At 37.2% G+C, this 13552-nt stretch carries 8 protein-coding genes; 7 read left to right on the plus strand and 1 reads right to left on the minus strand.

From position 1 onward, the window contains the following. Positions 1 to 160: 160 nt before the first annotated feature. Both OGZ34_RS03125 and OGZ34_RS03130 read left to right on the plus strand, forming a co-directional pair. Positions 161 to 1849, plus strand: a complete 1689-nt coding sequence (locus tag OGZ34_RS03125) for an Ig-like domain-containing protein (protein ID WP_263362102.1) — start codon at positions 161 to 163, stop codon at positions 1847 to 1849. A 24-nt stretch (positions 1850 to 1873) separates the two neighbouring features. After that, positions 1874 to 2320 carry a cytochrome c oxidase assembly factor Coa1 family protein gene (locus OGZ34_RS03130; protein WP_263362103.1) on the plus strand — a complete coding sequence of 149 codons (447 nt, stop codon included), beginning with the start codon at positions 1874 to 1876 and terminating at the stop codon, positions 2318 to 2320. 15 nt (positions 2321 to 2335) lie between these two features. Here the strand turns inward: OGZ34_RS03130 and OGZ34_RS03135 are convergent, their stop codons facing one another. After that, on the minus strand, positions 2336 to 3103 hold the full coding sequence (locus OGZ34_RS03135) for a nitrilase family protein (protein ID WP_263362104.1): 768 nt from the start codon (positions 3101 to 3103) through the stop codon (positions 2336 to 2338). A gap of 240 nt (positions 3104 to 3343) precedes the next feature. Here OGZ34_RS03135 and OGZ34_RS03140 point away from each other — a divergent pair, with 240 nt between their 5' ends. The 5 genes from OGZ34_RS03140 (at position 3344) to OGZ34_RS03160 (ending at position 13457) form a co-directional block, all read left to right on the plus strand. Beyond that, entirely contained in the window at positions 3344 to 3472 is a 129-nt protein-coding gene (locus tag OGZ34_RS03140) for a hypothetical protein (RefSeq protein WP_263362105.1), read from the plus strand. A 159-nt stretch (positions 3473 to 3631) separates the two neighbouring features. After that, positions 3632 to 6868, plus strand: a complete 3237-nt coding sequence (locus OGZ34_RS03145; protein ID WP_263362106.1) for a SusC/RagA family TonB-linked outer membrane protein — start codon at positions 3632 to 3634, stop codon at positions 6866 to 6868. A gap of 18 nt (positions 6869 to 6886) precedes the next feature. After that, on the plus strand, positions 6887 to 8389 hold the full coding sequence (locus OGZ34_RS03150) for a SusD/RagB family nutrient-binding outer membrane lipoprotein (protein ID WP_263362107.1): 1503 nt from the start codon (positions 6887 to 6889) through the stop codon (positions 8387 to 8389). 345 nt (positions 8390 to 8734) lie between these two features. Further along, positions 8735 to 11890 (plus strand): SusC/RagA family TonB-linked outer membrane protein, encoded by a 3156-nt coding sequence (locus tag OGZ34_RS03155; RefSeq protein WP_263362108.1) that lies wholly within the window; start codon positions 8735 to 8737, stop codon positions 11888 to 11890. A 34-nt stretch (positions 11891 to 11924) separates the two neighbouring features. After that, entirely contained in the window at positions 11925 to 13457 is a 1533-nt protein-coding gene (locus tag OGZ34_RS03160) for a SusD/RagB family nutrient-binding outer membrane lipoprotein (protein ID WP_263362109.1), read from the plus strand. The last annotated feature ends 95 nt before the right edge of the window (positions 13458 to 13552 follow it).

Genomic DNA, 13552 nt, shown 5'->3' on the forward strand with positions numbered 1-13552 from the left:
TACATTTTAAACCCAAAAGTAAGAAATTCTTCGCTGTTATGGTTTTGAATTTAAAAAAAAAGAGCAATTTGCAAAAGCTGTAAATCCTAATAAATGGCTAAAAAGTTTCAATTAAAGCAAATATAATTGTTATTTTGTGCAATCAAATTCAGAAACCGTTATGTTGAAAAACAACTTTAGATATATTGCATTTTTACTGGTCTTTTTTATGTTAAGCTGTGCCAAACGCGGAAGCATTACCGGCGGACTAAAAGATACGCTGGCTCCGGTTTTAAAATACAGCTCGCCTAAAAATTTCAGTACTGATTTTAAAGGAAATGAAATTATTTTGGGATTTGATGAGTATGTAAAACTTAAAAACCTCAACAAACAGCTTATCATTTCACCTCCTATGAAACGTGAGCCGTTAATTTTACCAACTACCGCAAGTAAAGTAATCACCATAAAAATAAAAGATACTTTACTGCCAAACACTACGTACAGTTTTAACTTCGGACAAAGTATTGCAGACAATAATGAAGGAAACTCGATAAACCAGTTTAAATATGTTTTCTCGACAGGCCCGTATATTGATTCTCTCTCTATAAGTGGGCAAATCAAAGATTCGTATGAAAAAAACGTTGATAATTTTGTTTCGGTAATGCTATATGAAGTTAACGATACTTATAAAGATTCTTTGATTTACAAACAGAGTCCACGCTACATCACAAACACTCTGGACAGTTTGCGTACTTTTAAATTAGAAAATTTAAAGGCCGGAAAATACCTGTTAGTAGCAATGAAAGACAAAGGAAACAACAACCGATACAACCCTAAAGATGACAAAATCGGGTTTATCAAACATTATATCACCGTTCCGAACGATACTATTTTTGAGCTCGAATTGTTCAAGGAAGTACTTCCTTTTAAAGCATTAAAACCAATACAGGCATCAGGAAATAAACTCTATCTTCCCTACGAAGGCAAACAAAACTTCAAACTTTCTAAACCCAAAGTTGTCCTGAAACACGGCAATGAAACTTTGCAAACGATTGTTACCGCTTTTCCTAAAAAAGATTCCTTACAAATTTGGTACAAACCCCTAAAAGCCGATTCTTTATCTCTAGAAGTCAGCAAAGACAAATACAACAAAAGATTTAGCCTAAAAATTAAAGACCAAAAGAAAGACACTTTAAACATAACTGCCGTTCAAAACGGAAACATCAATTTCAGAGATCGTTTTACCTTAGAATCAGCCACTCCGCTGGTAAAGTTTGACAAATCAAAAATTAAACTGGTTAACAAGGACTCAGTTGCTGTAGATTTCACCACAGAATATGATGAATTTGAACAAAAATTCTATGTTGATTTCAAAAAAGAGCCTGTTGAAAAATACAATATAACCTTTTTCCCAGGTGCACTGACTGATTTTTATGAAAAGTCTAACGATACCCTTGCCATTAAACTAAGCACAAAAGAACCTGCCGATTACGGAAATCTTGTTTTGAACCTGCAAAATGTGAAACGTTTTCCAATTATAGTCGAAGCGACTAACGCTAAAGGAGATGTGGTATATGCAAGTGATTACTCGGAAGGCAAAACTAAAATTGAATTTAATCTATTAGTCCCTGATAAATTTACGATTCGAATAATCTATGACGATAATAAGAACAAAATATATGACTCGGGTGATTTCCTGAATAAAAAATACGCTGAAGAAGTATTCTATTTTCAAACCAATGTAGATGTCCGAACCAATTGGGATGTCGATCAGGCCATTGATTTAAGCGTTCCCTACAACCCTGAAGTAGAGAAAAAACAGATCGAGAAAAAGAAAAAAGAAGATGAGAAGAAAAGAAAAGCCTTCTAGATTTTAACGCCTGAAGACACCAATATGGAAAACGATTTGATTGAAAAAGAAAATTGGTTAAAAAGAAACTGGAAATGGCTTTTACCTATAATCCTGATAGCTGTACTTTTTTTAATCGGAACCCTGGCAGCTTCAACTTCCAAAGAAAATATAACCGATATCGCTCAGGCATATTCCGACAATTTGCTTTTTGAACAGGCAATTGAAAAAGCCAACAAGAATCCAAACGTCCTTGAAAATGTTGGAAAAATTGAGCCGATTGATCAATTAGCAATTTTAGAAGGCAACATTCTTTATTCCAACAACCACAATACTGTCCGCTTATCCGTTAGAATCAACGGAGCCAAAAGAAAGGGCAAACTAGACCTTTCTGCTATCAAAAAAGGAACAGAATGGAAGTACCAAAAAATTACTGTCCGCACCAAAAATCCTGAAAACGAAATTATCGTCTTAGAAGAACCTCAAAAATAAGCTTTCGAATTAGAATCAAAAATCGATTCTAAACTGGTCTTTATCACTTAAAAAATCAAGTTTTTTTCGGGTTTCCAACATCGAATTTTTATCCAATTCCACCACAAAAGTATCTTCAGTTTCCTGTGGTTCCAGAATATAATTTCCTAAAAAATCCACCGCTTGCGAATGTCCAGTATGTTCAAAATTATTGGCGTCCAGCCCTACTCTGTTAACCCCAATCACATAACTTAGATTTTCGATAGCACGGGCTTTAAGCAAAGCATCCCAAGCATTGGTTCGCACTTTTGGCCAGTTGGCCACATACAGCAGTAAATCGTAGTTTTCTACATTTCTGGCAAAAACGGGAAATCTCAAGTCATAACAAACCTGCAGGCAAATCTTCCAATTCAGATAATTCACAATTACTTTTTCATCTCCTCTGGTATAAAACTGATCTTCTCCTGCAAGCGAAAACAAATGGCGCTTGTTGTAATATTGAATTTCACCTGACGGAAAAACAAATACCATTCGATTGTAATACTTCTCGTTCTCCACAATAACAAGACTTCCCACAATAGCTGCATTTTTTTGTTTCGCCAAAGACTGTATCCAGGAGATAGTCTCCCCTTGCATCGTTTCGGCAACAGCTGCGGCATTCATCGTAAATCCCGTTGAAAACATTTCCGGCAACACGATCAGATTAACGTCAGCATCGATTAAATTGATTTTGGCTTCAAATTGCCTTCTATTCTCTAAAGCATTCTCCCAGTAAAGATTTGATTGTATAAGTGCGATTTTCATATGGTAAAAATACCTTTTTTTTAAAACAAAAAGCCCAAACAAGATTTGAGTTTCACAAAACCTCCTACAAAGAGCCACAAGCCTAGTAAATATCGGATTTTTCAGAATAAAAAAACATTATCTGAAAAAATTATGCAAAAATCTTGCACAATTTATGCGAAAATATTGCTAACAATGAATATAATTTATATATATTTGACCGCTGATTAAAAAACACAACACCTTAAAAAACACTTAATTATGAAAAAACACCCAGTTTTAAAGGGCGCACCGCCAACAATGATTCTTACAAACAGTCACGAATCATTTGCAATAAAAAAGCAAAACAATCAAATAGCGCAAGCAGATTCCTTATTATCTAAAGCATAATACTAAAACTACAATAAAGACCACAGCTGTAGTAAAAGTAACAGGATTCTATTTGTAATAATTCGTCTTCAGGAAACGAATTAAAAAATTCTTTCACCTCACCAGTGAAACAAAAAAACAATCAATCAATAAACCTCAACTAACTAAAAACCAAAAAGAATGAAACAAACTATTTTATTATTTATGTTCTTTTTTGCGATACAGGTCACCCAGGCGCAAGTAAAAACCATCAAAGGAACGGTGACCGATACTAATGGCATCTCGATACCTGGAGCATCCATAAGCGTAAAAGAAGAAAAAAGAGGCACCACAACCGATTTCGACGGTAAGTTCTCTATCGACGTACAAGAAGGAAAAACACTAACGATCTCCTTTTTAGGATTAGAACCACAAAATATTCTCATAGGAAATTCTAACAACCTCACCATAAAGCTTAAAGAAGCCGCTGCAACAGCCCTTTCGGGTGTGGTAGTTACCGCATTAGGTCTAAAAAGAGAAAGAAAAGAACTGGGCTATTCTTTTCAGGATGTAAAAGGAAAAGATCTAGCAGACAATCCCACAATAAGTGTTGCTCAGTCTTTGTACGGAAAAGTAGCAGGTGTTAACATTTCTCAAACCACAGGAGGTATTGGAGGTAGTTCCAGAATCGTAATAAGAGGGAACCGATCTATAAGTGGAGACAATCAACCACTTTATGTTGTAGACGGAGTTACCTTAGGAAACACCGGACTTGGAAGCATAACAGACAATAAATCGGCCAGATACTCTGAAGGAAGAGACAATGGCGACGGATTGTCCAGCATAAATACAGATGACATTGAAAACATTTCTGTTCTAAAAGGGGGAGCAGCCAGTGCTCTTTACGGAGAACGTGGCGCCAATGGTGTCATTGTTATTACTACCAAAAAGGGAAAAAGAAACTCTTTGAAAGTCGATTGGAACAGCACTACTACTTTTGACCAAATCAATTCAAGATACAAAGACTACCAAAAAGAATATGGTACAGGATCAAATGGAACACTGCCGAATACTAATGAAATCGTAAATGGACGAAATGCCACCACCAGTGCCTGGGGGCCTCGATTCGGATCTGCCGGCAACACTTCAGTACGAATCTTTGACGGATCCTACAAACCTTACGAATACATGAAAAACAACTTTAAAGATTTTTTCAGAACAGGCGTAACTGTAAACAATAGCATTAGTCTTTCAGGTGGTGGAGACAATACCACCTTCCGATTAAACTATTCCAATATTGATGCCACAGATATCGTTCCTAAAACCGGTCTTAAACGAAATACATTCACATTAGGGGTCAATTCTCAAATCAAAAAACTGACATTAGATGCTAAATTCAATTACATCACAGAAAACACCACCAACAGACCTGCCCTTTCAGACGATGCCGGCAATCTTGGATTAACTGTAACCTCACTCGCACCAAACTTCAATCAAGCCTGGTTAAAAAATTATGAAGATCCAAACGGGAACTACTATCAGTGGAATTCCGACCCAAATAAATTAAACCCTTACTTTGTATTAGACGAAAACAAAAATGTAACCGAAAAACATCGAATATTAGGAAATTTCAGCGCAACCTACGCCTTTACCGATTGGCTAAGCGCTACAGGAAGAGTAGGAATTGATCGTTTTACATTTGAAAGTTCCGATTTTGTCAACGAAGGAACTACCTGGACTGCAAGACAGAATGGCTCTTTAATCAACAGCAATACTACCTTTCAGGAATATAACGCCGAAGCATTATTAAATGCTCAGAAATCATTCGGTGATTTTAATGTTAACTTAGGTGTTGGTGCTAACCAAAGAAATACCCAAAGAATTGTTTCGGGGGTAGCACTTACGGACATGTTTTTCAATGGAGTAAACAAACAATCTAATTTCTTATCCGCTGTCTTAAGTCCGAAAACAAATGATGAAATATTAGTACGCTCTTTATACACTTACTTAAGAGCCAATTATAAAAATTATTTATTTCTGGATTTTACAGGACGTAACGATTGGAACTCAACTCTCGCCTCAGCAATAAGTTCTACCAACAACAACAACTATTCTTATTTTTATCCGTCTATATCCTCCAGTTTTATTTTTACTGACGGTCTAAATATTAAGAATGACGTATTAACTTTTGGAAAAATAAGAGCTTCATGGGCAACGACTGCAAAAGCACTGGAAACTCCATACGCAACTTTATTAAATTACAACATACAAGCCAAACCTTTATTAGGAAACCCTATTGGCTCAATCAACAGTAATATTATTCCAAATAACAACTTAAAACCAGAACTTACCACCAGCTACGAAGCCGGAATTGATTTAGGATTTTTTAAAAATCGCTTACAAGTTGATTTGTCTTATTACTACACCAGAACAAAAAACCAATTGATTGTATTAAACACCTCACAAGCTTCCGGTTTTGTTGGTGTTAATGCAAATGCAGGTACAGTTGAGAATAAAGGTTTTGAAGCCCTGATAACTGCCGGAATTTTCAGAAAGCCAGATGGCTTTAATTGGGACATAACCTTCAATTTTGCTAAAAATGACAACAAATTAATTGAGTTAACAGACAAAACTGACCTACAAGTGATCTCGAATGCAAGATGGGCCGGAGCTCAAATTGTTGCAAAAGTTGGGCAAAGCACTACAGAGATTTATGGTAAAAAATTCCAAAGATCTCCTGATGGGCAAATTTTGATAGGATCAAACGGAAATCCGCTGTTGACATCAACTTTGGAAAGCTTTGGAAAAGCGGCACCGGACTGGATTGGAGGAGTTACCAATGAGTTCTCCTACAAAGGAATTAGCCTAAGAGCCAATCTTGACATGAAATTTGGAGGCAAACTATACTCTATGACCAACGCCAACGCCGCTGCCGCAGGACTATCCAGCAGAACTCTCGATGGGAGAGATGAATTTAATGCATGGTTTGCACAGCAGATCGCTTCCGGAAAAACACCAGATGATATCGCTAAATTACAACCTGGCGCAGGACTCATTATAGAAGGTGTAAACGAAGTTAGAGACACTAACGGTAATGTTACCGGATACAAAAACAACGCCACACCAGTGAATCCGCAAACTTACTGGAGAAGCTTATACGGAGACGATACCACACCGGAACCTTTTATTTATGACGCCTCGTATGTTAAACTAAGAGAAGTCTCTATAGGTTACGATTTTCCAAAAAAATGGCTAAAAGGCACCGGATTTGAAAGATTTAAATTCTCGGTTATTGCTCGAAATTTATGGACTATTTACTCTAAAGTTCCAAACATCGATCCGGAGTCAACTTACACAAGCGGCAACGGACAAGGTTTTGAATACGGTTCCCTGCCTTACAGAAGATCTTATGGCTTTAACCTACAATTATCATTCTAATCCTCTAATTGCATCAAAATGAAAAAACATATATTACAACTGACAAAACATGTGTTGGCTATACTTTTAGTACTAACCACTACTAATTGTGCTGACGACGACCTTTTCAGAGAAACAAACACTAACCCTGAAGGCTTTCAAACCATCGAACCTTATACTCAGATAACGGGAATAGAAGCTGCGTTATCAGGAGGATGGTTTGAGCAATGGAGAGCCAACCTTATTTATGGAGAAGGCTTTATTCAACATCTTGGCGGATCATGGAGCGTTGCCAACTATGGTTCCTTTTACATTGCTAACAGAGAATACCAAGACGCTCTTTGGTTTTCGAACTATGGAGGCGGAATCGTACGAAACTTAACAGACGTTCTGGAAAGAACAAAAGGAAAACCAGAATACACCAACTTAAATGCTGTTGCAAAAACACTGAAAGTGATGGTATATCAGCGCTTAACCGATTTGTACGGAGATGTTCCCTATTCCGAAGCAGGCTTTGGCGATTTGCAGAAAATTTTCTATCCGAAATACGACAGTCAGAAAGACATTTATACCGATTTTTTTAAAGTACTAGACGAAGCATACAGCCAATTACAATCCGGATCTGACGCAATAAAAGGAGATCTCTTTTACGAAGGCAATGTCGCTAAGTGGAAAAAAATGATCAATTCCTTACGATTACGTACGGCTATGAGAATTTCAAAAGTAGACCCGGCATTAGCAAAAGAACAAATCAAAAAAGCAGTTACCAATGGCATCTTTACAAGCAACGATGATAATTGTTTCATGAAACATGACGCCACTACTAATGAAACTACAGGTGCTTTAAACAACGGTAACGGACTTTCTCATGCCTTAAAGGCCACAGGAGACTTAAATGACCACCCTACCCTTACAATATTAGAGGCATTAAAAAACGACCCCAGAAAAGAGATATGGTTCAGACCAAATCCGAATGGAATCTATGAAGGCATCGACCCGAATAATTACAGATGGGGGCATCCAAATGGAGGTGATGCCTTATCAAGGACTCAGCCTTATCTTTCCCAAAACAGCTCCCCTTATTTACATCTTACTTATTCAGAAACACAATTACTTCTGGCTGAAGCTTCTTTCAGAGGGCTATATCCGGGTGACACAAAAGATTATTATAAAAAAGGAATCGAAGCCGGTATCAGACAATGGATTATTTTTAAAGACGCCAGTATTATCGACAATAATGCTATTACTACTTTTCTTGCCACTAAAAATCTTACCCCAGGAAAAGAATTGGAAGAAATTGCCACACAGCAATGGCTCACTTTATTCTTAAACGGAATGGAAGCTTATAGCAACTACAGAAGAACAAATTTCCCCGTTATGATAAAAATTACCCGAGCAGGCTCTGACACACAAGGAGTTATGCCTACAAGAATGCCCTATCCGGTGGAAGAATCAACCAATAACCGAGAAAACTTCCTGGCTGCCAGTGCCAAATACAACAACAACAGTTGGCTGGCAAAAGTTTGGTGGGATGTAGATTAAACCTACTTAATTTCATGTTGATCCTAATACCATTCGTAATTTGTATTGAATTGCGGGTGGTATTTTTTTAGGCTTTTCCGATCAAAAACAAACAAAATTACCCGTTCATACCCTTCTAAAAATACGAATTTTAAGATTAAAATGAATTCTTTTCAAAAAAACTCATTCTGCAAAATTTTCTCAGAACACCTTTAGAAACCTCATTTCTTTTGGATTATAAAAACACTTCAGAAAAAAATATTGCAAAAAAAATGCACTTTATGCAAAAAAAATGCAAATGAATAAAAATAATATATATATTTGATCGCCAATAAAACCAAAATAAAACATGAAAACCAAAGTATTATGAAAACAAAGCTAATTTCATTAGTATTTATTGGGGGAGTACTCTTCTCAGCAAATGCAAAAGAAGCTGCAATTAAAACGCACCTCTTTGAACAAAAAAGCAGTCAGATTGAAATTTCGGGCCAAGTCATTGGTCAGGACGACGGAATGCCAATTGCCGGAGCTACTATTTATGCCAAAGGCAATAAGAAAACAGCCACTATAACCGATGAAACAGGAAAATTTAAATTAAATGTTCCGGAAAACGAAACTCACATTATCGTTTCTTACATGGGTTATGGAACTTTAGAATACAAACTAGACAATGTTAGAGATGTCTTAATAAGCTTAAAACCTGCCGAAAATGTATTGGAGCAAGTATTAGTAACCGCATTAGGGGTTAAAAAGAGTAACAAAGCAGTTGCCTATGCTGTTACCGAATTAAAAGGAACTGAATTCACCAAGGCAAAAGAAACCAATATCACAAACGCTTTAGTAGGTAAAATTGCCGGAGTAAACGTAAGCAGCTCTGCAACAGGCGCAAACGGATCGACCAGAGTAGTCATTCGTGGAAATGGTTCCCTAAACGGAAATAACCAGCCCATGTATGTAGTGAACGACTTACCAATTGACAATACACAACTTAACCTGCCTGGAACCGGAAATGGAGCAGGCTCACCAAGAATGAACGTCGATAGAGGTGACGGTACCTCTGTTATCAATCCTGATGACATTAAAAGCATCACTGTATTAAAAGGAGGAACTGCAGCAGCACTTTATGGAGCAAATGCTGCCAATGGTGTAATCCTTATTCAAACCAAAAGAGGAGGCGCACAAAAAGGCATCGGTGTAGAACTCAATTCTTCTTATACTTTTGAAACCCCAGCTGTGATCCCGAACTGGCAGTACGAGTACGGAGCCGGAGATGCAGGACAAAAACCATTAACGAAAGAAAAAGCTATAGAATTTGGTCGCTGGTCGTGGGGAGCAAAAATAGACGGGACTGATGTTATTCAATTTGACGGAGTAAAAAGACCTTATGTTGCACAAAAAAACAACATCAAAAACTTCTACGAAACCGGAACAACATTTATCAATTCTATCGCACTTTCAGGAGGAACCGAAAAAGCTTCAGGACGTCTTTCCTTCTCTAATACAGACAACCAGTCGATTGTACCAAATTCTGATTTCAACCGTAAAAGTGTCAACATTGCCAGCAATGTAAACTTAACCAATTGGTTAAAATTTGACGTAGTCGCACAATACAACATAGAGAAATCAAACAACAGAATTACGGTTTCAGATGCAGAAGCCAACCCGAACTGGGCCACCTATCTGCTTGCTAACACTGTAGACATTAGAAATCTTTCACCTGGTTATGACGAAAACGGTAAGGAAATAGCATGGAATCCTGTTCCAGTTGCAACAAACCCTTACTTCACCATCAATAAAATCAAAAACAGGGACACTAAAAATCGTTTCCTTGGAATGTTAAACGTAAAATTAAACTTTACACCCGAACTATTTCTTCAGGGAAGAATTGGACAGGATTACACCGATTACGATTACTTTGGATACATTCCAAAGACAAGCCTAAACAATCCAATTGGATACGCACAAGGTTCCCGCGTAAAGCTGTCAAACCTGAATTCCGAAGCTATACTAAACTATACCAAAAAGAACTTGTATAAAGATTTTTCTCTGAATGCATTACTTGGAGTAAACTCCCGTACAACCTTACGAGATGAAGTTAGCCTTGAGGGTTCAAATTTTGTCCTTGATGATTTTTTCGCTCCAACCAATTTTACTACTTTATCGTATACTTATCCTTATGGAAAAACAAAAACAAACTCTGTTTATGCTGCCGCAGATCTGGATTACAAAAATGTAATTTTCCTAAACGTTACAGGACGTCAGGATTGGTTTTCAACCCTATCTAAAGAAAACAATAAAGTGTTCTACCCATCCATAGGAACTAGTATCATTCTTTCTGATATTATAAAAATGCCGGAGTGGATTTCATTTACAAAACTGAGATCTTCGTGGGCCCAGGTTGGAGGCGCTACACCAGACCCATACGCACTAAACCGATCGTATTCAATGGTTCAGGGAGGCCACAACAACCAACAGCTACAAGTCCCTACAGGAACGAGAGTGCCAAATTCTACATTAAGTCCTTTAACTTCAACCACCTTTGAAATTGGAACTGATATAGGCTTCTTTAACAATCGTTTGAATCTTGACTTCGCCTGGTACAACCGTGCTACCACAAACGACATTGTACAAACAACCATTTCAAATGCGTCAGGCGCAAATACTGCTTTACTCAACATTGGAAAAATGAGAAATGAAGGAGTAGAATTATTAATTAGCAGTAAGATCATAAACAATAGCAACTTCTCTTGGGACGCAAGTATCAACGGAGCCTATAATAAAAACACAGTTGAAGCACTTACAGACAAATTAAACTCGATTACGATGGCAATTTCCGTAAACGATTATGCCCTTATTACAAGTGATGTAGGACGCCCTTACAGTACTATAAAAGGATACAAACCTCTTAAAGATGCAAACGGAAATACAGTTTACAATGTAAGTGGCAATACCGCAACCGTAGCAAGAGGTCCACTTCAGGAGCTGGGACAGGGTGTTCATCCCTGGACAGCAGGACTTAATAATGAATTTAAATACAAAAACATATCTTTTAGCTTCCTGATCGACGGTAAATTTGGTGGTAGTTTATACTCCGGAACGGATTTATATGGAACCCGTATGGGATTAACCAAATTAACACTTGAAGGTCGCGAAAACGGCTTACCAATTAAGGGAGTTGATACTAAAGGAAATCCGGTAGATATGGTAATTGCTCCTAAAGACCTTAGAAATTATTATGATGGACTAAAAAACATTTCATCAGAATTTGTCTACGATGCAAGTTTTATAAAACTAAGACAAGTTATTATTGGATATCAATTCCCTATTGAAAAAATAAGCAGTTTATCAAAACTTCAAAGCATATCCATTTCTTTCATAGCAAGAAACTTATTCATTCTTTACAAAAAGACTCCAAACGTAGACCCGGAATCTGTATTTAGTGCGGGAAATGCTCAGGGTATAGAACAATTTGGAGTTCCTAGAACCAGAAGTTTCGGTTTAAATTTAAATGTTAAATTTTAAACACCCCCTATCCCTAATTTTTAAATTAAAAGACATGAAAAAGATAACCCTATTATACATTTCAGGCATACTGTTGGGTAGCCTGACAGCATGTACCAAAGATTTTGAAGAAATCAACTCCAATCCCAATGCTGTTGAAAAACCAAATACCAACTTTATTTTCAGCAGGGCGCAACTTGACGGCTTAGCCAATAATTATTTTTTTACAAACATTCTTGAATGTGGCGGAATACTGCAACATTATGCCACTTACAAAGAAGTCTCCGGAGTGGGTGATAAATACTTAGATGGAGAAAAATACTATTCCGGTTACTTTAATCAGGCATACCCAACAGCATTAAATGAAACTGAGATCGTAATTAATGCCGTAAAAGACACACCGAACGACAGCAACAAACTTAATATTGCCCGAATCTGGAAAGTTTTTTTATATCATAAAATTACAGATTTGTACGGAAGTATTCCCTACTCCCAAGCAGTACAGGCATACACTACAAATCTATTTCTTCCAAAATATGACTCGCAAGAATTCATCTATAAAGATTTACTAAAAGAGCTTGATGAAGCTGCGACTGCACTGGATCCAGCGAAACCGAGTTTCGGTACTGCCGATTTTATCTATCAGGGAAATGTTGCCAAATGGAAGAAATTCTCTTACTCCTTAATGCTTCGCTTAGGCTTGCGTTTAACTAAAGTGGATCCCGCTTTATCAAAAACCTGGGTTACCAAAGCCATTGCAGGTGGAGTAATCGTTAATGGAGCAGACAATGCCATCATGAACTATAGCGACGGGCCAAATAACTTCAACAGAAACCCCGTTGCTTTTGACTCAAGAACCGGAGATTATGCAAACGGATCATACGGTCAAACTAACACTGAGGGAGGCAAACTAGCCAAAACTTTCATTGACTTATTAAAAACTACTGCTGACCCGAGAATCAGTGTTTACGCCGGAGTTTGGCAAGGAACTGTACAAAATACTAACCCGGCCGTGCAAAAAGGTTTCCCAAATGGAACCACAACAGCACTAGCACCATTAGAGCAAGCTACTTATTCTGAGCCAAATCAAAATACCATTTTAAGATTCGATGCTCCGCTGGTATTAATAAGCAATGCCGAAACTAATTTATATCTGGCCGAAGCTGCTGCAAGAGGATGGTACACCGCCGAAACCGATAAGGATTTATATGGAAAAGGAGTGAAAGCATCTTTCCTAAATATGGGAATTTATGGAACATCCTACGCCATTACAGATGCAACTCCTTATTTAACTGCTAATCCTTATAATGCAGCAGGGAATTTTGAAGCCAAAATGAATCAAATTCATACCCAGGTTTATGTAGCTTTATTTGTAGACGAACAGGAAATTTATGCCAATTGGAGAAGAACAGGATACCCTGTTTTAACTCCCGTAAATTTCCCTGGAAATGTAACAAATGGCACAATACCAAGGCGTCTTAGATATCCAACCAGTGAATATTCAGTAAATACAACTAACTTAGCAGAAGCAGTTAAACAACAAGGACCTGATACTTTTACTACAAGAATCTGGTGGGATAAACAATAAAAATCCATTGATATAATTAATTTAAACACATAGAGACATAGATCCTGCAATCCTAAAAAGATGTTTCACTTGCATTAATACGCATAGTTACTATG

It is taken from the genome of Flavobacterium collinsii (genome assembly GCF_946903285.1).
Taxonomy (GTDB): Bacteria; Bacteroidota; Bacteroidia; order Flavobacteriales; family Flavobacteriaceae; genus Flavobacterium; species Flavobacterium collinsii.

Bases quoted from the DNA above. Each gene is read 5' to 3' on its own strand.
- OGZ34_RS03140 (WP_263362105.1), top strand. From the start codon at position 3,344: ATGAAAAAACACCCAGTTTTAAAGGGCGCACCGCCAACAATGATTCTT.
- OGZ34_RS03155 (WP_263362108.1), top strand. From the start codon at position 8,735: ATGAAAACAAAGCTAATTTCATTAGTATTTATTGGGGGAGTACTCTTC.
- OGZ34_RS03160 (WP_263362109.1), top strand. From the start codon at position 11,925: ATGAAAAAGATAACCCTATTATACATTTCAGGCATACTGTTGGGTAGC.
- OGZ34_RS03150 (WP_263362107.1), top strand. From the start codon at position 6,887: ATGAAAAAACATATATTACAACTGACAAAACATGTGTTGGCTATACTT.
- OGZ34_RS03130 (WP_263362103.1), top strand. From the start codon at position 1,874: ATGGAAAACGATTTGATTGAAAAAGAAAATTGGTTAAAAAGAAACTGG.
- OGZ34_RS03125 (WP_263362102.1), top strand. From the start codon at position 161: ATGTTGAAAAACAACTTTAGATATATTGCATTTTTACTGGTCTTTTTT.
- OGZ34_RS03135 (WP_263362104.1), bottom strand. From the start codon at position 3,103: ATGAAAATCGCACTTATACAATCAAATCTTTACTGGGAGAATGCTTTA.
- OGZ34_RS03145 (WP_263362106.1), top strand. From the start codon at position 3,632: ATGAAACAAACTATTTTATTATTTATGTTCTTTTTTGCGATACAGGTC.